This is a genomic window from Parafrankia sp. EAN1pec (assembly GCF_000018005.1).
Lineage (GTDB): Bacteria > Actinomycetota > Actinomycetes > Frankiales > Frankiaceae > Parafrankia > Parafrankia soli.
On the sequence record NC_009921.1, the window covers coordinates 5,423,387 to 5,445,122 of the forward strand.

The following is a 21,736-nucleotide window of genomic DNA, read 5'->3' on the forward strand; positions in this document are numbered from 1 at the left end:
CCGATCGCGCGGTGAGGGCAGCACCGAGGTGGTCCCGGGCGGGCCTGGCACGCGGTCCGCTCGGTCCGGGCCCGGCCGAGCCCGTCGTTCCCGAGCGTCCAGATACCACCTGGAACCGGTCCTGCGGCGCGGAACAGTACCGGGGCAGGTTCGACATCCGCGTCAACGCCGTCAGCCCGGGATCCGTCCTCTTCCCCGACGGCGGGTGGGAGCGGTACTCCCGGCGCCACCCGAACGAGTTCGACGAGTTCGTCCAGCGAGACTTCCCCGCCCGCCGACTGGGCACCGTCGACGAGGTCGCGGACGTGGTCACCTTCCTGCTCTCAGAGCGCGCCAGCTGGGTGAACGGAGCCACCATCGCCGTAGACGGCGCTCAGGGCCGACCGAGCGCCAGCGGGTACTGAGCCAGCCCTACGTCTCGAGCCACAGAACACCCGGCGAGTGGAACGCCCCGATCTCGATCATCACGTCTCCAGTCTCGATCATCACGTCTCCAGTCCGACGAGTCCCGCGCGCCGGACACGGTGGGCGCCCGGCGCGCCGAACGCGATCTGGTCGGCCTTGGCCCGCTTGAGGTACAGGTGCGCCGGGTACTCCCAGGTCATCCCAATGCCGCCGTGCAGTTGCACCGCCTCCTCGGCGGCGGTGACCGCGAGGTCGCCGCAGTAGACCTGCGCCACCGCGGTCGTCACGGGAACGTCCGGATCGCCGGCCGCGAGCGCTGCGGCGGCATGGCGGGCAGCGGCGTTCATGGACTCGACGCCGGTGTAGAGGTCCGCGAGACGATGCTTGAAGGCCTGGAAGCCACCAAGCGCACGGCCGAACTGCCGGCGTTCCTTGAGGAAGGCCACCGTCGTGTCGAGGCACCAACAGGCCACGCCCGGGCCGGCACCAGCAGTACGTCGGCCTCCAGGGCCCCCGCCACGCTGGTGATGGTGCCGGTGAGCCGGCCCCCGGCCTCGGCCCGGACCGACGGCAGTTCTCCGTCGGCGGGGCCGAGCGAGAGTGGCACGACGAGGCAGGCGGTCCGCTTCCCCTCGGCCAGCAGGGGCAGGAGGTCCGTCTCCGCCTCCAGCAGGACGGCGGTCGCGACGACGGCGCTGGTGAGGAACGGCCACCGGCGCCGCCGCGCGGCCGAGCTCCTCCAGCACTACGGCGGCCTCACGGCCGTCGCCACCCGCTCGTTGTTCAACGTGGCGTTGGCGACCTTCCAACCTTCCCCCTCGGCGCCGAGCCGCTGGCTGTCGGGAATCGACACGTCGGTGAGGAAGACCTCGTTGAACTCCGCTTCGCCGGTGATCTGGCGCAGCGGCCGGACGTCGACGCCGGGGTCGGTCATGTCGCACAGGAAGTAGGTCAGCCCACCGTGCTTCGGCACGTCGGGGTTCGTGCGGGCGAGCAGGATCGCGAACCGGGCCTGGTGAGCGCCCGAGATCCACACCTTCTGCCCGTTGACCAGCCAGGTGTCGCCGTCACGAACCGCGCGGGTGGCGACACCGGCAAGGTCGGAGCCGGCGCCGGGCTCGCTGAAAAGCTGGCACCAGATCTCCTCACCGGTCCACAGCGGCCGCAGGAAACGCCGCTTCTGCTCGTCGGTCCCGAACCTGAGGATCGTCGGCGCGGCCATCCCAGGCCCTCGGGGAAGGACACCCAGGCCAGCCCGGCGTCGAACCGCGCCCGGAGCCAGGTCACGCGCTCCGTGGTCGCCGTGTCGTGCTCGGCGAGGAACTGTTCCACGCGCCGGTGGAGTTCCTCGGGCAGATCACGGTTCATCGGGCCTCCGTACGGTGCCGGGAGGGCCGAGAGGCCGAGAGGCCGTGGTTCGCGAGGAGGGCGGCGACGCCGGCCGCGGCGAGCATCAACGCACTGCGGTCTCCACCTGGTTACGTCCACTGTGTTTCGCCCGGTACAACGCGGTGTCCGCGGCCTTGACAAAGGCGACCATGCCGTCGCCCGTTGCCGCGTCGGCGGCCGCAGCGGCGGCGACGGGGACTGTCGCGGTGACGCCGATGCTGACGGTGATGATGCGCTCGGCCGTCAGCGGGTGTGGTTCGGCCAGGTCCTCGACGGCACGGCACAGATGCCGGGCGACCTGGGCACCGGCGCCCAGGTCGGTGTCGGGCATCACGACGGTGAACTCCTCTCCCCCGTAGCGGGCGGCGAGCAGGGTGTCGCCGATGTTCCCGGCGAGGCATGCGGCGACCCGCTGCAGGCACCGGTCACCGGCGGCGTGCCCGAAATGGTCGTTGTAGAGCTTGAAGTGGTCGATGTCGACCATCGCGAGCGCAATCGGCCCGGCGTGCTGCCGGGCCCGTTCCCACTCGACGGCCAGCACCTCCCCAAGACGCCGCCGGTTGGCCAGCCCGGTGAGCGGGTCGGTGATCGAAAGCTGTTCGAGCTGGTGGTTCGCCGCGGCAAGCTGCCTGTTCGTGGCGGCCAGCTGCCTGGTTCGCTCGGCGACCTTGCGTTCCAGCGACGCGTAGATCAGGGCGTTGTCGAGCGAGACCGCGAGCTGCCCCGTGATGATCATCATGCCTTCGAGGCGTTCGGTGGAGAACGCGCCGCGGATCATCCGGTTCTCCAGCAGGAGCATCGCCCGCAGGCTGCCCCGGGTCATGACGGGGACGGCGAGCAGCGAGCAGCGGTTGAGTCCGGCGAAGTAGGGGTCGCGGTGAAAGCGGTCGTCCCGGGTGGCGTTGGCGACGACGACGGGTTCGTGGGTGCGGGTGGCGTAGCGGATGACCGAGACCGGCAGCAGGCGCCGCCGGCCGGCTTCCTGGAGCGAGACGGTGCCGCCGGCTCCGGTGAGTACCAGCCATCGGTCCTGCTCCTTTTCTCGCAGCAGGAGGTGGACGCTGGTGGCGCCGGTCGTCTCGGAGAGTATTCCCACCACTTTCGCCTGCAGGCCGTCCACGCTGGTCTCGGAGCTGAGCGCCTGGGATGCGGCGACCACGGCGAGCAGGTCGACAGTGCCGGTCGCCACGGTCGAGCGGCGCCCGGACTGCTCCGCCTGCGGGAGGACGATCGGCCCCGCGGGCGCGGCCATCGCGGCGGTCCGCAGCGCCGGGTAGGCCCAGTCGAGTTGGCTGACCTTCGCCGTCGCGCCCCATTCCAGGTACTGGCCCCGGGCGGCCCGCAGGAACGCGAGGCCGGCCGCCTCCATGCCGTGTGACAGGTAGAAGCGTGCGGCGCGTTCCAGTGTGAACGCCCGATGCCATGGGCGCATCCGGGCTGACGCCTCGCGCAGCGCCACGTCGAACGTGTATGCCGCCTCGTGGAAGTCCCCGACGGCCCACGCCCGTTCCGCTTCCACCAGGCGCAGCAGATGCAGGAAGTTGCTCGGTGCGTCCGCCGCCCGCGCGGCCAGCCATTCGATCAGTTCGTCGAGCTCGTCCAGCACGGCGTCGCGCTGATCCGCTCCCGCGGCCCGCGCCCGTGCCGCCAGCGTCATCGCGAGCAGCATCCGCGCCACCGCCATGGGATAGTTCGTCCCGATCACGGCCCCACAGGGCATCACGGCCGCGGCATGCCGCGCCGCGTCGGCCGGGTGGTCGAGAACCGCCGCGGCGAGAGCCCGTGCCACGTGCCGGTTGGCGAGAGAGAACGGGTCGGCCGCCAGCAGGCCCAGCTCGGCCGCGTCGTCACCGGCCGGCTCGACGGGTTCCCGCAGCACCCGCACCATCCGGAGGTAGGCCCGGAACGTTCCTTCGGCGTGCCCGTTTCCGGTGCGCAGGGCGAAGGCGAGCGCCTCCTCGACCGCCGTGGCGAAGACGTCGAGCGACGGAGCGCAGTCCAACAGGTCGCACACCAGTGCGTAGTGGGTCCAGCACGCGTTCTGCAGGTCGCCGCCCAGCAGAAGGCCCTCCAGCGCGCGATGGCCGTCGGGGAGGTTGTCCTCCAGAGGCGCGAACCAGTGGCCGCAGGTGGCCACGTAGGTGAAGAGTGCCTGCCACACGTCGGGCTCGTAGTCGCGAGCCCGCGCGACCGCGAGGATCCGTCGCAGGATGCGTGGCCCGGTGTGGTAGTCACCCCTGCGCACGATGGTCACGATCGGGATGCGGCTGGCCGGGCCCACCAGGGCACGATCCGGGCCGTAGCGTTCCCACATCTGCAGAGTCCTGATGGCCAGCCAGGCCATCACCGTGTGGTCGTGGAAGAACGCCGCCACCATGACCCGGTTGACGAGCCTGATGGTGCTGAGGCGGGACTGGTCGGTGATCTCCGGCTTGCGCAGATCATCCGACTCGCTGGTGGTGTCGATCCACCGACGAAGTTCGTCGAGTCCGCGGTCGATCTCCTCGTCGAGCGCGTTCTCCTCCGGAACCGACATGCCGAGACGCCGCAGCTGGCCGAGGCCGAGCCGCATCGCCTCGCCGGCGCGACCCCGGTTGGTGAGACTGATGACCTGAACCATCGTGGCGGACGTGAGCTGGGTCGGCCGGGTGCACAACCGGTCGATGGTCCGGTAGGTGTCGTCCGCGTCGTCCAGCCGGCCGAGGCAGTACAGAGCGGCATGCCGGTCGGTGTGGACGGCGATCAACATGTCGGTGTCGGTCGGGTCGACAAGCCCGACCGCCGCGCTCAGCAACCTCTCCACCAGCGGATAGTTGCTCAGTACTCTCGCTTCTTCGGCGGCGCGACGAAAGAGCGCGACCACGCTGCGCCGCTCGCCGGTGCTGCGCACCATGTCCACGACGTGCAGGTACTGCTCGGCAGCCACGGCGAAGAACTCCGGCCGGTCGGCCAGCCGCCGCGCCAGCCGCAGCCGCCGTGCGCGCTGCTCCTCCGCCGGGCTGCCACCCAACACGGTCTCGCGCGTCCGGTCGTGGTTGAACCGGACACCGGGTCGCCCGTCGCACTGCAGCATCAGCAGGCCGTCGCCGAAGGCGGGCGCGAGCCGCCGCTCGAGCTCGCCCGGCGGCAGGCCTGTCGCGACCGCGAGAAGATCAAGATCTACCTGGCCCGCCAGGCTCGCCATCACCGCCAGCAGCTCGGCGCTCTCGGACGGCAGCGCGGCCATCCGGGCGGCCAGGAGCGCGGTCACCTCCACCCGGTCGAGCCGGCGGCGCAGCACCTTCCCGTCCCATCGCCAGCCTCCCGCGCCTGGTGTCAGGACGCCCTCGCGCCGCAGCGAGTTGAGCAGTTCCACGACGTCGTACGGATTGCCGCCGGTGGACGGCGCGATCGCCCGCGCCAGCCGGGCGGCGGGCTCCGGAGCCAGGTGCAGCATGTCGGCGACCATGGCCGCCTGTCCCACTGCCGGCAGGCTGCCCAGGCGCAGCTGGTGCGGGCCGGCCGTCCGGTCGGACCAGCGGGCCAGCATCGGGGCCAGCGGATGCGCGGCGGCGACGTCACTCTCTCGGTAGGCGGCGACCAGCAGCAGTCCGGCGATCTGCTCCTCGCCGGTGAAGACCAGGTCGACGAAGCCCAGGGGGGTGCGCCCAGCCCACTGCAGATCGTCGACGAAGAACACCACTGGCCGCGCCGGGGAGACCACGGCGCGCAGCACCTCGACCGGTGTGCGTGACAGCCGCGCCTGGGCGGTCATCGGATCGCCCGGCTCCGGCGGAACCTTCAGCAGTGTCGCCAGCTCCGGCACGGTGGCCGTCAGCAGGCCGGCGTTGGGGCCCAGGCCCCGCAGCATCCGCTCCCGTACCTCGGCCAGGTAGTCCTCGGGCTCGGCCAGCAACAGCCGGCCCAACGCCCGCAGCCCCTGGCGGACTCCGTCATACTCCTGGTCGCGGCGGTACTGGTCGAACTTGCCCGCGACGAACCAGCCGTCGACGCCAGCAGCGATCGGCCGCAGCGCGTTGACCAGGGATGTCTTACCCACACCCGGCGCGCCCGCGACGAGGACCCCGCGGGATTTCCCGGTGACGGCCTCGGCGAACGCCGCGTCGAGCCGGTCGAGGTCCCGGTCCCGCCCGCACAACCGGGAGGGCGCCAGCGGCCGCGTCGGGAGATCGTGCTCACCGGGGCGCACCGCCACCACGCCGCGGCGTACCAGCGCGAGGTCATGCGCCAGCCCCTCGGCGGTCTGGTAACGATCATCAGGCTCCTTCTCCAGCAGATGCATGATGATCTCGGACAGCGCGGGGGGCACGGACGGCTCGACCGCCCCTGGCAGGTCCGGGACCCGAGCTAGATGATCATGAATGATCCTGATCGGGTCCTCCGTGCCGAACGGCGGCGCGCCGGTGGCCAGCTCGTACAGGCTGGCTCCCAGCGCGTACAGGTCGGCCCGCTGGTCGACCGGACGACCGGTCCGTCCGGTCTGCTCCGGTGCCAGGTACGGCACGGTCCCGACCGCGGCCCCGTGCTGGGCGAACTCCGGCTGGACCACCGAGAAGGTCGTGGCAAGCGCGAAGTCGATCAGGTACGGCGCCCCACTGTCCTCGCTCACCACGATGTTCGCTGGGCAGAGGTCCCGGTGCACCACCCCCCGGTGGTGCATCCCCGCGACCGCGTGCGCCAGCGACATGGCAAGATCGATCAGCTCGACCGGCTCCAGCGGGGTCTCCCGCCGGGACAGCGCCGTGCCGCCGACATCGGCCAGCAGGATCGATCCCGCGCACTGCGCCGCCCCGGCGGCCAGGTGCACGACGCCCTCGACTCCCGCCAGCCGTTCGAGGATTTCGACCTCATGGCGCACCCGGCGCTGTGCGTCCGGGCCCAGCGGCTCTTTCCGGATCACACAACCGCTCGGCAGCACCAGGCGGCTGATCCGGGTCTGATCCGTCGCGTGCAGCACCACTTGTGACGCTGCTGCCATCGGAGGATCCCGGCCTGAGGTCATCTGTCTGGCCACTATGCCCGCACCCCCGTGCCACGCCACAAACAGTTCACTTCCCTAGCCTGCCCGCAATCATGGGCGAAGCAACGAGCCGCTGGCCCGCGGGCCGCGGCGGTACCGTCACCGCCGCCACCGAGGGCCCGACCCGCTGGTAGATGTCCGCGACGCGGGGGGCCCGCTCGCGGTGGGGCTCGCCGTCACCGCGGGGGCGGCGGCCCGCGCGCCCGAGTCCCCGCCGCTCCGCGACGCGGGCACAGCGACCACGACGGCAAGCGCCACGTCAGATCGTGGCCGGGCAGGCCGCGTCAGCCGGGCAGGAGCAGCGCCGCGAGGGTGTGCTCGACCCAGTGGGCGAAGGCACGGTCATCGAGGCGGCGTTCCTCCAGCAGGAGCCAGGTGGTGTACCAGTTGAGAGTCGACCAGACGTCGCGGGCGGCGGTGTCGACGGTCAGCCCGGGCCGCAGCGGCCCCCGGGCCGCCACCGCGGCGACGAACGTCCGCATGTCGGCGCAGCGCCGTTCCTCCTGCTCCCGCCAACGCTTCCCGAGAGCTTCGTCGACCATGCTGGCCTGCATGAACGCCCGGCTGATAGCCGCCACACGGCGGGCTGGGCCGATGCTCATCAGTCCGAACAGGCGTAGTTGTTCACGCTGGTCGGGCGCGTCCAGCGCTGCCCGGAAGCCGGTCTGCTCGGCGAGGGGAAGGTCCGCGCGGTCGGCGTCCTCTCCCCCGGTCACCGCGCGTTCCAACGCCAGCTCCAGCAGGCGTGCCTTGCCCGCCAGTGCGTAGACCGACTCGACCGCGACGCCGGCCTCAGCCGCGATGGCGCGCATCGTGGTCCCGGCGTAGCCGTGCTCACCGAAGACCACGACCGCGGCGTCCAGGATCGCCGCGCGGGTGGCCTGGGCCTGGGCGGCCCGCAGCGGCGAGTGGTAGGCGCGGGTCGCCTTGCCGACCAATTTAACCCCATCCCTACTGGGTCCAATACTGTCACGCTGCATCGATCATAGGGATGATAGGGAAGGGAGCACCTCCGATGGCCAGCGCCACCGCCTACCTGCTGATTCACGAGGGCATCCGCGCGGAGACGCGCCGCCTGGCCGACTTCGCCGCGCAGCTGGCCGCCGGCCGCCGCTACGCCGGACCGGCCCAGCTCACCGCGCTGCGGACGCACCTCGACGAGGTCGTCAACGTGATCCATCACCACCATGTCGGCGAGGACACGCACCTGTGGCCGCTGCTGCGACGGTTCGCCGACCCCTTCGACCGCGTGGACGGGCTCGACGTCCTGGACGGGCTCGCCGGTGACCACGACGTACTGGACCCGCTGATGGAACGGGTCCGCACGGCACTCGCCCGACTGGCAGCGACCGCCACCACCGGCGCGTCGGACGACACCTCCGACCGGGCCACAGCTGAGGGCTCGGCTGAGGGCTCGGCCGGCGCCGCCGCCGAGTTTGCCGCGGCCGCGACTGTGCTGTTCACCCTGATGGACGAGCACCTTGCCGTCGAGGAGTCCATCGTCGTGCCGATCCTGCGCGAGCGGGTACCGGACGACGAACTGGCCGCCATGGAGAAGCGGATGCAGCGCGGGAGCAAGATCCGGCTCGGGTTCGTACTGCCGTGGCTCGACGCGGCCGACCCGACCCGGATGGCCGAGACAGCCGCCCAGCTCGGGCCGGTCTTCCCGGCGCTACTCACCCTCACCCGCCGTGGCTACCAGCGCCGCGTCCGCGCCGCCTACGGCGTCACCGCCGCGAGCCCAGGACCGGTCACCCTGCGAGGACAGGCCGAGATCGTCATCGAGGCCACCCCGGAGCAGGTGTACGAGGCGATCGCGGACGTCATCCGGATGGCGCGCCACAGCCCGGAGTGCTACCGCTGCGCGTGGCTCGACGGCGCGGCTGCTCCACTGCCGGGCGCCCGCTTCCGCGGCTGGAACCGTTTCCGGGGCGCCCGCTGGAGCCGGGAATGCGAGATCGTCACCGCCGAGCCGGGCGTGGCCTTCGCCTACCGCACCGTGCGTACCAGTACCAGGCCGGACAGCACGCTGTGGCGCTTCGAGCTGACCCCGACCGCTGCCGGCACCCGGCTCCGCCAGACGTTCGAGCTCTCCGGCGCGGCGCCCGTCATGGTGTTCGAGCGGCTGAGCGGCCGCACCACCAGCACTCCGAAGGCGATGGCGCGCACGCTCGCCCGACTGCGGGACGACCTCCGCACCAGGTCGGACCGCGTGGGCGGGGCCGACATTACCGCCGGATCGGACACCGCCCGCGGATCCGAGACCCGCAGCCGCCTCGGCGAGGATCTGGTCAGCGCGCGAAGCGGCCAGTGAAGCAGCGCGACATCAGACGCGGTCTTCTTCGGCCTACGCCTCCAACCGCGCTAAATACCTGGCGGATACCCCGTCCACCCGTATGAACGAGGAACACTCATGGCGCGGAAGACCATCGTTTCGTTGATCGACGACATCGGTGGGGAGACGGCCGACGAGACCATCCGGTCCGGACTGGACAGCGCACGCTATGAGATCGACCTGTCGGAGACGAACGCCACAAAAATGTGGGAGTCACTGGCCTCGTTCGTGACGGCGGCCCGCCGGTCCGGTGGTCGTTCCGACAGCGGGCGGCGCGGCGCGCGCACCGCCTCACCGCGTTCCGCGGAAACCGACCGCACCGCCGATATCCGCGAGTGGGCGCGCAGCGACGGCTACCCGGTGAGCGACCGGGTCGTATCGCGTCAGACATCGTCGAGGCGTTCGACAAGGCTCACCGAGTAGCATTCCGGGGTGGCCGTGGTGGTGCGCCGCGCTCCCTCCGGTCGCACGGTGCGGAAAGTTCATCCCGAACAGCCGTCGCCAACGAGCCGGGGACACAAATTCCGTGGATCTTCATCTGAACGGTAAGGCCGCACTCGTCACCGGAGGCTCGCGCGGCATCGGGCACGCGATCGCCGCCCGCCTGTCGACCGAAGGCTGCCGGGTAGGGATCTGCGGACGCGATCCCGACACGCTCGCGGAAGCGACAGCGGGCCTCGGACGCGCCGAGTCCGACGTCGTCGGCGTCATCGCCGACGTGACCAGACCGGGCGAGGTCGAACGCTTCGTCGAAGCCGCCGCCGCGGCCCTCGGTGGCGTCGACCTGCTGGTCGCGAACGTCGGCGGCGGCGCGGTCGTCATCGTCTCGTCGATCTCCGCGTCGAAGCCGTCGCCACGGGCGCAGTACGGGGCGGCCAAAGCCGCGGAGAACTACCTGGCCTCGACCTTCGCCCGAGAACTGGGCCCGCTCAACATCCGCGTCAACGCCGTGAGCCCGGGATCCGTCCTCTTCCCCGACGGCGGGTGGGAGCGGTACTCCCGGCGCCACCCGAACGAGTTCGACGAGTTCGTCCAGCGAGACTTCCCCGCCCGCCGACTGGGCACCGTCGACGAGGTCGCGGACGTGGTCACCTTCCTGCCCTCAGAGCGCGCCAGCTGGGTGAACGGAGCCACCATCGCCGTAGACGGCGCTCAGGGCCGACCAAGCGCCAACGGGTACTGAGCCAGCCATGATGATGGGCGCCCGGCGTGCCACGGTGAGACAGGCCGGAACGGCTGGCGGCACTCGACTGGGACGGTGACAGCCGCGAGGGCCGCCTCCCGCCTCGGCGTGCGGCTGTCCGGCCGGCGACAGCGTGCAGGCGGTGACCTTCAGCACCCGCGGCCTCACCGGTGGATGCTGACGAGGGGCGGGAGATCCGGGTTTCCCGGCTACGAGGCGGCCACCACGCCCCCCACGCGGGGCTTGGGCACTACTCACGCTACCATTAGCGCTAACTTAGCTTAACAAGCTAACTACATCACCATCTGTAGGAAGAGCGGTACGGTACGAATCTGACGCCAATCAGAGTACCAGCTACTCTATTCATACCTAGCTGACGATTTGGAGCGTGCGTGAGCGGCTTGAGAAGCTCGACTGCGCAGGTCGGCATGATCGTGCGCGCCCCGAAGACCGCTGAGATCATCGCAACTCACCTGCGAGGTCAGGTGGTGCGGGGCGAGTTGCGGACCGGGCAGACCCTGCCACCCGAGACCCAGCTGATGGAGCAGTTCGGTGTATCGCGGCCGACCTTGCGCGAGGCGTTCCGCATCCTCGAGGCCGAGTCGCTCATCAGTGTCCGCCGGGGCAGCCGCGGCGGGGCGCAGGTGACCACGCCGGACCTCTCGGTCGCCGCCCGAGCCGTCGGGCTGCAGCTGCAGATCCAGGGGACGACGATCGACGACGTCTACCAGGCCCGGATGGTCTCCGAGCCCGCCTGTGCGCGGCTGCTCGCGCAGCGGCGCGAGGACCAGGACATCGCCGATCTGACCGAGGTGGTCGAGGCGCTGAAGGCCGAGGTCGCCAAGCACGGGACGTTCGTGCCGGACCCCGACGTCTGGTCGTCGCTGACCTACCGCTTCCACGAACTGATCCTGCAGCGCTCGGGCAACAGAACCCTGGCGGTCCAGGGCGCGGTCCTGCAGGACATCGTGGCGACGCACATCCGCACGCGGGTCCAGCGCTACGACGAGAACGACACGCCGGAGCGCTTCCAGCGGGTGATCCGCTCGTACGAGAGGTTCATCAGCCTGATCCGGAACCGGAACGCCGACATGGCGGAGCGGCACTGGCGCTCGCACATGGAGGCCGCGGCCCAGTACCTGCTCAAGGACGACCTCAAGAACAAGTCCGTCGTCGAGCTGTTCTCCTGACCCGGCCGGCGCGCCGGCCGCCGGACCCGTTTCGGACGGACGTTCAGGCGGGTTTCGCCGGCGGCCGGCGGACGGGACGGTTCAGCGAGCGGCCATCCGGATGGCCCCGTCCAGCCGGACGGTCTCGCCGTTCACATACGGGTTCTCGAGCAGGCTGATCGCCATGTGGGCGTAGTCCTCGGGTGAGCCGAGCCGACTGGGATGGGGCACGGTGCGCTCGAGCGCCTCGCGGATGTCCGCGCGCAGCCGGGCCAGCATCGGGGTGTCGAAGACGCCGGGCGCGATCGTGTTGACGCGGATCTGCCGGCTGGCCAGGTCGCGCGCGGCCACGAGCGTGATCCCGTGCACACCAGCCTTCGCCGCGGTGTAGGACGTCTGCCCGATCTGGCCGTCGAACGCGGCGACCGAGGCCGTCAGCACGACGGCGCCACGCTCGCCGTCGACGATCTCGCCCGCGGCGATCCGCGCGGCCGCCAGGCGCAGGACGTTGTAGGTGCCGATCAGGTTCACCCGCACGACTTCGGCGAAGGTGTCCAGGGCACCCGGCCGGTCGTCCCGGTCGAGGATGCGGACGCGGTCTCCGCCGCGACCGGCGCAGTGCACGACCGCGCGCAGCGTGCCGTGCGCCTGCTGGGCCACGTCCAGGGCGTGGTTCACCGAGGCCTCGTCGGCGACGTCGGTCTCGATGTAGACGGCCCGGTCGCCGAGCGCGGCGAGGACGTCCTCTCCCGGCGGGTTGAGATCGGCGATCGCGACCTCCGCTCCCGCGGCGGCCAGCCGTCGCGCGGTCGCCAGGCCCAGGCCGGACGAGCCGCCGGTGACGAATGCCGGGACGGACTTCAGGTTCATGACGCTCCTCGGGGCGACGGGCGGGAGAAACCGTCGATGCCGCGGCCCGGGCCCGGCCCGGCCTCAGGCACCGATCAGCTCGATGACGGTCGCGTTGGCCATGCCGCCGGCCTCGCACATGGTCTGCAGGCCGTAGCGGATGCCGTGGTCGCGCATGTGGTGGATCATGCGGGTCATCAGGATCGCGCCCGAGGCGCCGAGCGGGTGGCCCACCGCGATCGCGCCCCCGAGCGGGTTCAGCCGGGCGTGGTCGGCGCCCGTCTCGATCTCCCAGGCGAGCGGAACGCTCGCGAACGCCTCGTTCACCTCGTACACACCGATGTCGGCGATCGTGAGCCCGGCCCGCTTCAGGACCTTCTCCGTCGCGGGGATCGGAGCGGTCAACATGATCACCGGATCGTCACCGGCGACCGTACCGGCGTGGAAGCGAGCGAGCGGTCGCAGGCCCAGCTCGGCCGCCCGTTCGCTGGTCGTGATCAGCAGTGCCGCGCTGCCGTCGGAGATCTGGGAACTGTTGCCCGCGTGGATCACCCCGTCCTCGCGGAACGCGGGCTTCAGCGCACCGAGCTTCTCGAGCGTCGTCTCCCGCCGCACCCCCTCGTCGGCGGTGAGGACGCCGTCCGGTCCCTCGACGGGAACGAGCTGCGCGTCGAACGCGCCCGAGTCGACGGCCGCCATCGCGCGGTGGTGCGACTCCAGGGCGAACTCGTCGAGCCGGGTCCGGGACAGGCCCCACCGGTGCGCGATCTCCTCGGCGCCGAGACCCTGACTGAAGCTGTCCCGCTGGTAGCGCGCGCGCACCCGGGGGCCGAACGGCTCACCGACGGCCCGGGCCGAACCCAGCGGAACCCGGCTCATCGACTCGACGCCGCCGGCGACGACGAGGTCGTACTGGCCCGCCATCACCCCGGCCGCGGCGAAGTGGACCGCCTGCTGACTCGAGCCGCAGGCCCGGTCCAGCGTCACCCCCGGGATGCTTTCCGGCCAGCCGGCGGCCAGCACGGCCAGGCGGGCGACGTTCGTCGACTGGTCGGCGATCTGAGTGACGCAGCCAAAGATGACGTCGTCGACGAGTTCGGGGGCGACCTGCGCACGCTCGGTGAGCGTCCGGAGCACGTCCGAGGCCAGATCGACCGGGTGAACGCCCCGCAGCGTGCCGTTGCGCCGACCGATCGGCGTCCGTACCGCTTCGACGATGACGGCGTCCCGCACGGTAACCCCCTTCATCGAGTTCACTACCTTGAACATAATTCAACTGAGAGAACAAGCTAGGAGCCGACTCCCCGCCTGTCAACGTGGCCGCCCTCGAGACCGGCGCCGAGGTCGGCACCTCCGCCACGAGATCGCCGAGGGCGGCCGAGCGACGGCGGACACTCGCCGGCAACCGACCTATCAGTTATCTTATTGTACCTATAGCGTACGGTGAACGGATTGGACCGCCTCGGTCATGGCGCGGTACCGCCCGCTCGCCACGGAATCGACCATCCGGAAAGGCCCGCATGAGCACGCATGACTCGGCGTCGTCCGTCGGGGACAGCGCCCGCAGCCTGATCGCCCGGCGGATCTTCGGCGTGCTGGCGCTCGACCCCGCCGCGACCGCGCTGACCTTCGGTGACCGCACCTTCCCCTGGTCCTACTACGCCGACGCCATCACCGATCTGGACGCGCTGCTGGCCGAGTACCCGCGGGCCCGGCAGATCGGGATCGTGCTGCGCAACCGCCCCGGCCAGCTGTGCTCCGTGATCGCCACCATCGCCACCGGCCGGACGGTCGTGACGTTGAGCCCGCACCTCGGGGACACCGGCCTGGCCGAGGACATCGTCGATCTGGCACCCGACGTGGTCGTCGCCGACGAGGAGGACTGGGCCCGCGCCGCGATGGTCGAGGCCACGACGGCTGTCGGCGCGATCGCGCTGCGCACCGGCCCCGGCCGGGCGTTCGTCCGGCACCCGATGCCGGCCCCGCCGTCCCCCGCGTACAAGCCCGCCGCCGACGTCGCCGTCCTCATGATGACCAGCGGCACCACCGGCCGGCCCAAGCGCGTCGAGCTCACCTACCAGCGGATGGCCGCGGCGTTCCGCGCCGCGGGAACCCCCGTCGACGAGGGCCGGGAGCTTCGCCTGCACCGGCGGACCGCCATCCTCTGGGCTTCGCTCGCCCACATCAGCGGCCTCTACTTCGCGATCGCCCACGCGATGGAGGGCAGGAGCATCGCCCTGCTCGAGAAGTTCGAGGTCCAGGCCTGGGCCGAGCTCGTCCGCCGCCACCGGCCGGGCTATGTCCGCCTCGCCCCGACCGCGATGCGCATGGTGCTCAACGCCGACCTGCCTCGGGACGTCTTCGAGAACGTCTTCGCCGTCGGTTCGGGGACCGCGCCCCTGCCCGCCGAACTCGCCGACGCCTTCGAAGACCGCTACGGGGTCCCGGTCCTCGGCACCTACGGCGCCACCGAGTTCGCCGGCGCGATCGCCGGCTGGACCATCGACGACAAGCGGGAATGGGGCACTCGCAAGCGAGGCAGCGTCGGGCGCGCGTACGACGGCATCGACCTGCGGGTGGTGGATCGCGACAGCGCGACGGTTCTCGCGCCGGGCGCGGTCGGGCTGCTCGAGGCGCGCGGGGGACAGCTGTCCGACGACGGTGGTGCCTGGATCCGCACCACCGACCTGGCCTCGATCGACGACGACGGCTTCCTGTTCATCCACGGCCGGGCCGACGACGCGATCAGCCGCGGCGGCTTCAAGATCCCGCCGAGCGTGATCGAGGAGGCCCTGGCCCAGCACCCGGCGGTCGACGAGGCCTCGGCCGTGGGACTCGCCGACCCGCGGCTGGGCGAGGTCCCGGTGGTCGCGGTCACACTGAGCGCGCCCGCGACGGAGGCGGAGCTGATGGAGTTCCTCTCGGCCCGGTTGACGCGCTACCAGCGGCCGGTCGACCTCGCGATCGTCGACGCGCTGCCGCGTACCCCGTCGCTGAAGGTGAGCCGCGCCCTCGTCCGGGAGCAGATCTTCGCCCGCCGGCCCACCGCGACCTGACGCGCGCGCCGGGACACCACGGCGGCCGCAACGACGCTGCGCACGTCGACGGGCTCGATGGGCTCGACGGGAGAAGAGGAGAACAGGTATGACCACACAGCAGACCTCGGCCTACGGCGTTCTCACCGACGAGGCGTTCGAACGGGCGCGGCGACGGACCGGGGTCCCGCAGCGCCTGCGCCCGCCGCACATCACCGAGGTGCACGTCGACGCCACCCGCCATTTCGCCTTCGGCTACGGCGACGACAATCCGCTCTACTGCGAGCGCGACTACGGCCGCACCACCCGCTGGGGCGGGTTGATCGCTCCCCCGAACTTCCTCTACTGCATGGGCGAGAACGCCGCGCCGGACCCGACGCCGGAGCAGAAGCAGCTGCTGAAGGGCGACCCCTTCGCCGGCCTGGGCTCGTACCAGGCGGCCATGGAGTTCGAGTACTACCGGCCGCTGCGGGCCGGCGACCGGTGCCGGATGATCCGGGCGCAGGTCGGCGTCCAGGACAAGCGGAGCAGCTTCGGGGGCCGGTCGGCTCACGTGACCAACGACTTCCTGTTCGCCAACGGCGCGGGTGAGATCGTGGCCGTCCAGCGGGGTACCTGGATCAACGCCGAACGCCACACCAGCAGGCAGCGGTCGTCGGCCAAGCCGCCGGTCGACTTCCCGCCCTACTCCGACTCCCAGCTCGCCGAGATCGACGCGGCCTACGACCGCGAGACCCGTCGCGGCGCCGTGACCCGCTATTTCGAGGACGTCGAGATCGGCGAGGAGATCCAGCCGCGGGTCAAGGGCCCGCTCGTCGTCACCGACATCGTCGTCTGGCACGTCGGCTGGGGCATGCAGCTCACCCCGCCCGGCGCGTACGGGATCTCACGCAGGATCCGCAGGAAGGCGCCGGGGCTGTACCCGCCGAACTCCCGCAACATCCCCGACACCGTGCAGCGCCTGCACTGGGAGCCCGAGCGCGCCGCCGAGCTCGGGCTGCCGATGAGCTACGACTACGGCGCCATGCGGGAGACCTGGCTGACGCACGCGCTGACCGACTGGATGGGCGACGACGGCTGGCTGTTCCGGCTGCGCTGCGAACACCGCCGGTTCAACTACATCGGCGACACCACCTGGGTGCGCGGGCGGGTCGTCGACAAGGTGCGGGTGGACGGCCGCAACGAGGTACACCTCGAACTGAGCTGCCAGAACCAGCGCGGCGAGACGACGACGCCGGGGACGGCCGTCGTGCTGCTGCCGACCCGCGAGGCCCCGGTCACGCTCCCCGCGCCCCCGGCCGACACGCTCGACGAACTCCTCGAGGTCGAGATCGCCCGGCTCGCGTGAGCGGCCGGATCCCTCCCGTGGGTTTCCTCCGCCAGAGTTCCTTGCCAACCACCACAAATAATTAGATTATTGGTCTATATCATGCGGATCGCCGCCGGCCGTCACGGTCCGCGGGTCCAGCGACGAGGAGGGCGGCTGCCCCGTGGACTTCGAACTCACCGAGGAGCAGGCGATGCTCCGCGAGGTGTCTCGAACGATGCTGTCCACCCACTGCCCTCCCGCCCGGGTGCGCTCGCTCGTCGGCTCCGGCGGCGACATCGACGACAAGCTGTGGCAGCACGGCGTGGAACTCGGGTGGACCGGCCTCGCGGCGCCCGAGCAGCTGGGCGGCTCCGCCCAGGGGCTGGTCGAGCTGAGCCTGGTCGCCGAGGAGATCGGCCGCGCGGTCGCCCCCGGCCCGGTTGTCGAGACCGCGCTGGTGGCGCTCGCCGCGGCCCGGTCCGGACACCCCGAGCTCGGCCCGGTGGCGGCCGCGCTGGCCAACGGCCAGGCGCGGGCCAGCCTCGCCCACCACGGCACGGTGCGCGCGGCACGCGACGGCGACGCGCTGGTCCTCGACGGCCACGTGACGGCGGTGCAGGCCGCCGCGGCCGTCGACTGGCTGCTCGTGACCGCCTCGACGGACGACGGTCCCGCCGCCGTCCTGGTGCCGACGCCGCCCGGCGGCACCCGCCGCCGCCGCACGCTCGACGAGACGCGCGGCTGGTACGACGTGGCTCTCACCGGCCTCCGGGTACCCGCGACCCACGTCGCCGCGAGCGGGCCCGCGCAGGTGCGGTGGCTGGTGGCCGCGGCAGGCGTCCTCACCGCCGCGGACGCCCTCGGCGCCGGGGAACGGCTGCTCGAGATGACCGTCGAGCACGTTCTGGTGCGCGAGCAGTTCGGCCGGCCACTCGGCAGCTTCCAGTCAGTGAAGCACAAGGTCGCGGACATGCTCACGCTCGTCAAGGGCGCCCGCGCCGCGACCTACTACGCCGCGATGACGCTGGACGCCGGGGCCGACGACGGTGATCTGGCAGCGAGCGCGGCCAAGGCGTTCACCGCCGAGGGGATGAGCGCACTCGCCGGCGAGGCGCTCCAGGCGCACGGCGGCATCGGCTTCACCTGGGAGCACGACCTGCACCTGTACCTGCGCCGGGTGAAGGTCGACGAGGTGTTGTTCGGCGCACCCGCCGAGCACTACGAGCGGGTGGTCGCGCTGCTGGCGCAGGCCCGCGGTGTCGAGGTCGGATCCGCCCCCGACCGGCGGCCGGCCGGAGACCGGTCGCGCCTCGACACCTGAATCCCAATTCCAGGGCCTCGACATTCCGGGGCTTCGATATCCAGGGCCTCGACGGCCTCGACCGACCGCGGAGCGGCGCATGTGGGATTTCTCGACCGAGCCTGAGTTCCAGGAGAAGCTGGACTGGATGGCACGATTCGTCCGCGAGGAGTGCGAACCCCTCGACCTGCTCTTCCCGCACGGGGGCGATCCGTACGACGTCCACAACAAGGCGTCGCGAGCCATCCTGAAGCCGCTGCAGGCGCAGGTCCGCGAGCAGGGGCTGTGGGCCTGTCACCTGGGACCGGAGCTGGGCGGCCACGGCTTCGGCCAGATGAAGCTCGCGCTGATGAACGAGATCCTCGGCCGCTCCTACTGGGCGCCCACCGTCTTCGGCACGGCGGCTCCCGACACCGGCAACGCCGAGATCCTCGCGATGTTCGGCACGCCGGAGCAGAAGCAGCGCTACCTGCAGCCGCTGCTCGACGGCGAGATCGTCTCCTGCTTCTCGATGACCGAGCCGCAGGGCGGCGCCGACCCGAAGGAGTTCGCCTGCACGGCGACCCGGGACGGCGACGAATGGGTCATCGAGGGCGAGAAGTGGTTCTCCTCGAACGCCCGTTACGCGGCTTTCCTGATCGTCATGGCGGTCACCGACCTCGACGCCGCCCCGCACCGGCGGATGTCCATGCTCGTGGTGCCCGCCGAGACGCCCGGCATCGAGATCCTGCGCAACGTCGGCACCATCAACGAGCGGGACGACTTCGACGAGGGCATCCACGGCTACATCCGCTACAACCGGGTGCGGGTCCCGCTGGACGCCATGCTCGGCGCGCCGGGCGAGGGTTTCAAGGTCGCCCAGGCCCGGCTCGGCGGCGGCCGCGTCCACCACGCCATGCGGGTCGTGGGCAAGTGCCAGCGGGCCTTCGACATGCTGTGCGAGCGGGCGCTGTCGCGTCACACGCAGGGCAAGGTCCTCGCCGAGCACCAGTTCGTGCAGGGCTTCGTCGCCGACTCGGCGATCCAGCTCCAGCAGTTCCGGCTGCTCGTCCTGCAGACGGCGTGGATCATCGACACCCAGCCGCACGGCGCGGCCCGCACCCACATCGCGATGTGCAAGGTCGCCCTGGCGCAGGTACAGCACGACATCATCCAGCGGGCACTGCACCTGCACGGCTCGCTGGGCACCACCCACGAGACCCCGCTCGGCGCCTGGTGGGCCGGCGTACCGCAGCTCGCCCTCGCCGACGGGCCCACCGAGGTGCACAAGGCCACCGTCGCCAAGCAGGTCCTGAAGGGCTACCGGCCGGCGCCCGGCCTCTTCCCCACCGAGCACCTGCCGACCCGGCGCGCCGCCGCCCGCGAGCGGTACGCGGACGTTCTCCAGGAATTCGGGCTGTGACCAGCGCCGACGGCCAACCCGCCGGCCTGTTCGACCTCACCGGCAAGATCGTCCTGGTCACCGGCGGCAGCCGGGGCCTCGGCCGGGAGATGGTGCTGGCCTTCGCCCGCGCCGGCGCCGACGTGGTGATCGCCAGCCGCAAGCTCGACAGCTGCGAGCAGCTGGCGGCACAGGTCGAGGAGCTCGGCCGGAAAGCCCTGCCGGTCGCGGCCCACGTCGGGCGCTGGGCCGAGTGCGATCACCTCGTCGACCGGGCCTACAGCCATTTCGGCCGGGTCGACGTCCTCGTCAACAACGCCGGCATGTCACCGCTGGCGCCGTCCTCGGCGCAGACCTCCGAGGACCTCTTCGACAAGGTGCTCGGGGTCAACTTCAAGGGCCCGTTCCGGCTGAGCTCGCTGATCGGACAGCGGATGCACGACGGCGACGGCGGCTCCATCATCAACATCTCGTCCAGCGGCGCGCTGTTCCCGTCCCCCCGGTTCGGGCCGTACGCCGGCGCGAAGGCGGCGCTCAACGCGCTGACCACCGTGCTCGCCCTGGAGTTCGCGCCCAACGTCCGGGTGAACACGATCTCCGCGGGGCCGTTCCTCACCGACATCTCCAAGCACTGGCCCGACGAGAGCAAGCGGACGTGGAAGAACGCGGCCGGCCGCGCCGGCAACCCGGAGGAGATCGCCACCACCGCGCTCTACCTGGCCTCCCCGGCCTCGAGCTATACCACCGGATCACTCATCCGGGTCGACGGCGGACTGCACTGACCCCGACGCCGTACCCGAACCGCACCCATCGCCGGGCGCCCACCCGCGGAGCGGGGCGTCCCGGAGCGCACCGAGCCGCCCGGCCTAGGCGCCGATCGCACCCGAACGCGCGGGTCACAGACGTGACCACTAGCAAGAGTTCACCTAGTTAGATCATTGACAAAATCTAGCTGGTGGCCTACTAATCTAGTTCAATCATCTACCTGCTTGCTTTTCAGGCGGGCTGATCACTGACGCGGGTGCACGGCCGCCCGCCTTACACGAGCGGGACGACACATGATCAAGACGGAACACAGGCTCGCCACCCGGGCGACACGCCGCGGGGCGGTGGCGGCCATCGCCGCGGCAACGCTGATCGGTGCGGCGGCCTGCGGCAGCGACAGCGGGTCGGACGGCGGCGGCTCCGCGCCGACCACCGCCAGCACCGCCATTCCCTCCGCCCTCGCGAGCTACTTCCCGGGCAAGGCGGCGAGCGGCGACCCGGTGAAGATCGGGTTACTCAACACCGAGGGCGGTCCCGCGCTGTCCGATCCCGACATCGGCGACGCCGCCGTCGCGGCGGCCGAGTACGCCAACGCCCATCTGGGGGGCATCGGCGGCCACCCGATCGAGATCGACCGTTGCGGGATCCTCGAGGACGTCGCCTCGTCGGTCAAGTGCGCGAACCAGATGGTCGAGGACAAGGTCGCGGCCGTCGTGGTCACCACGACTGGCTTCGGCGAGTCCATCGTGCCGATCATCACCAAGGCCGGCATCCCGTACGTCTCGGTGGCCGGGGCGAGCAGCGGCGAGTTCACCAGCAAGAACGCCTACATGTGGACGGGCGGCTTCGCCGCCACCCTTTCCGCTATGGCCACGTATTCGGCCGAGCAGGGCTACAAGAAGGTCGCCGCCTTCGTGACCGACGTGCCGGCCGCGACAGGCGGGGCGGCCAAGATCGGCGTCCCCGCGTTCAAGGCGGCCGGGATCGAGTTCACCGTCGTACCGGTCACGCCCGGCACGGCGGACGCGACGCCCCAGGTGACCAGTGGCCTCGCCGGCAAGCCGGACGCCGCGATCCTGATCTTCAATTCCACCGGCTGCACGACGGCGCTGAAGGCGCTCAGCGTGGTCGACCCGACCATTCCCAAGCTGGGCATCACCGGCTGCCTCGACCCGGCGACGGTCGATGCCGTGGGCGGCGCGCTAGAGGGCGCCAAGGTCTTCGGCGTCTCCTCGATCGCGACCGACGATCCCGAGGCACAGCTCTACCGGACCGTGATGGCCAAGTACGCGCCCGACGCGTCGATCTCGGGCTACACGCCGGTCGGCTACCAGGGAATGCTCGGCCTGATCCGGGCCACCGCCAAGCTGACCGGCTCCGTCACCAGCAGCTCGATCCTCGCCGCCATCGCGCAGGCCAAGGACGTCCCGCTGCCGGCCGGTGCAGGGGTCACCTTCACCTGCGACGGCAAGCAGCTTCCCGGCCTGACCACGGTGTGCTCCGCAGGAGAGATCGTCCTGACGGTGAAGGACGGCGTGGGCACGCAGCCCGAAACCATCGACAACTGAGTCCGGGCCTCATCTAGAAGGGCGGCCG

General features: G+C 71.2%; 14 protein-coding genes and 3 pseudogenes. 11 read left to right on the forward strand and 6 right to left on the reverse strand.

The genetic code is table 11. The features are described from left to right. The first annotated feature begins 11 nt into the window (after positions 1-11). The gene (locus tag FRANEAN1_RS43925; protein WP_020462047.1) at positions 12-404 is read left to right on the forward strand and encodes an SDR family oxidoreductase; all 393 of its coding nucleotides are present in this window, start codon (positions 12-14) and stop codon (positions 402-404) included. Positions 405-485: 81 nt separating this feature from the next. On the opposite strand, the pseudogene FRANEAN1_RS39400 reads toward FRANEAN1_RS43925, so the two are convergent. The 4 genes and pseudogenes from FRANEAN1_RS39400 to FRANEAN1_RS22145 form a co-directional block, all read right to left on the reverse strand. Next, a pseudogene (locus FRANEAN1_RS39400) lies at positions 486-1,166 on the reverse strand (acyl-CoA dehydrogenase family protein); the annotation flags it as partial. 5 nt (positions 1,167-1,171) lie between these two features. Further along, a pseudogene (locus tag FRANEAN1_RS22135) lies at positions 1,172-1,773 on the reverse strand (acyl-CoA dehydrogenase family protein); the annotation flags it as partial. An 85-nt stretch (positions 1,774-1,858) separates the two neighbouring features. Next, positions 1,859-6,772, reverse strand: a complete 4,914-nt coding sequence (locus tag FRANEAN1_RS22140) for a diguanylate cyclase (protein ID WP_347176711.1) — start codon at positions 6,770-6,772, stop codon at positions 1,859-1,861. A 326-nt stretch (positions 6,773-7,098) separates the two neighbouring features. Then, the gene (locus FRANEAN1_RS22145; RefSeq protein WP_020462049.1) at positions 7,099-7,752 is read right to left on the reverse strand and encodes a TetR/AcrR family transcriptional regulator; all 654 of its coding nucleotides are present in this window, start codon (positions 7,750-7,752) and stop codon (positions 7,099-7,101) included. Positions 7,753-7,829: 77 nt separating this feature from the next. Here FRANEAN1_RS22145 and FRANEAN1_RS22150 point away from each other — a divergent pair, with 77 nt between their 5' ends. From FRANEAN1_RS22150 to FRANEAN1_RS22165, 4 genes and pseudogenes are all read left to right on the forward strand, one after another. Further along, positions 7,830-9,128, forward strand: coding sequence for an SRPBCC family protein (locus tag FRANEAN1_RS22150; protein WP_020462050.1), 1,299 nt, complete (start codon positions 7,830-7,832; stop codon positions 9,126-9,128). Positions 9,129-9,227: 99 nt separating this feature from the next. Then, positions 9,228-9,565 (forward strand): annotated as a pseudogene (locus FRANEAN1_RS22155) (Lsr2 family protein); the annotation flags it as partial. Positions 9,566-9,675: 110 nt separating this feature from the next. Beyond that, a complete protein-coding gene (locus FRANEAN1_RS22160) occupies positions 9,676-10,332 on the forward strand; it encodes an SDR family oxidoreductase (protein WP_020462052.1) in 657 nt (218 codons plus the stop codon). 392 nt (positions 10,333-10,724) lie between these two features. Then, entirely contained in the window at positions 10,725-11,522 is a 798-nt protein-coding gene (locus tag FRANEAN1_RS22165; protein ID WP_020462053.1) for an FCD domain-containing protein, read from the forward strand. Positions 11,523-11,603: 81 nt separating this feature from the next. Here FRANEAN1_RS22165 and FRANEAN1_RS22170 read toward each other — a convergent pair whose 3' ends face one another. Both FRANEAN1_RS22170 and FRANEAN1_RS22175 read right to left on the reverse strand, forming a co-directional pair. Beyond that, positions 11,604-12,371: an SDR family NAD(P)-dependent oxidoreductase gene (locus tag FRANEAN1_RS22170; RefSeq protein WP_020462054.1), complete on the reverse strand. Its 768-nt coding sequence runs from the start codon at positions 12,369-12,371 to the stop codon at positions 11,604-11,606. A gap of 63 nt (positions 12,372-12,434) precedes the next feature. Further along, positions 12,435-13,583, reverse strand: a complete 1,149-nt coding sequence (locus FRANEAN1_RS22175) for a thiolase family protein (RefSeq protein WP_041256341.1) — start codon at positions 13,581-13,583, stop codon at positions 12,435-12,437. Positions 13,584-13,870: 287 nt separating this feature from the next. Here FRANEAN1_RS22175 and FRANEAN1_RS22180 point away from each other — a divergent pair, with 287 nt between their 5' ends. From FRANEAN1_RS22180 to FRANEAN1_RS22205, 6 genes are all read left to right on the forward strand, one after another. Beyond that, a complete protein-coding gene (locus FRANEAN1_RS22180) occupies positions 13,871-15,406 on the forward strand; it encodes a class I adenylate-forming enzyme family protein (protein WP_020462056.1) in 1,536 nt (511 codons plus the stop codon). Between the two features lie 88 nt (positions 15,407-15,494). Then, complete coding sequence (locus FRANEAN1_RS22185; RefSeq protein ID WP_020462057.1) at positions 15,495-16,733, forward strand: MaoC family dehydratase N-terminal domain-containing protein; 1,239 nt, start codon at positions 15,495-15,497, stop codon at positions 16,731-16,733. A gap of 142 nt (positions 16,734-16,875) precedes the next feature. After that, positions 16,876-18,015 carry an acyl-CoA dehydrogenase family protein gene (locus tag FRANEAN1_RS22190; RefSeq protein ID WP_020462058.1) on the forward strand — a complete coding sequence of 380 codons (1,140 nt, stop codon included), beginning with the start codon at positions 16,876-16,878 and terminating at the stop codon, positions 18,013-18,015. A 79-nt stretch (positions 18,016-18,094) separates the two neighbouring features. Next, a complete protein-coding gene (locus FRANEAN1_RS22195; RefSeq protein ID WP_020462059.1) occupies positions 18,095-19,396 on the forward strand; it encodes an acyl-CoA dehydrogenase family protein in 1,302 nt (433 codons plus the stop codon). After that, positions 19,393-20,157, forward strand: a complete 765-nt coding sequence (locus FRANEAN1_RS22200; RefSeq protein WP_020462060.1) for an SDR family oxidoreductase — start codon at positions 19,393-19,395, stop codon at positions 20,155-20,157. The genes FRANEAN1_RS22195 and FRANEAN1_RS22200 overlap by 4 nt, the downstream gene beginning before the upstream one ends. Before the next feature lie 276 nt (positions 20,158-20,433). Continuing rightward, a complete protein-coding gene (locus tag FRANEAN1_RS22205) occupies positions 20,434-21,708 on the forward strand; it encodes an ABC transporter substrate-binding protein (RefSeq protein ID WP_020462061.1) in 1,275 nt (424 codons plus the stop codon). Positions 21,709-21,736: the final 28 nt, after the last annotated feature.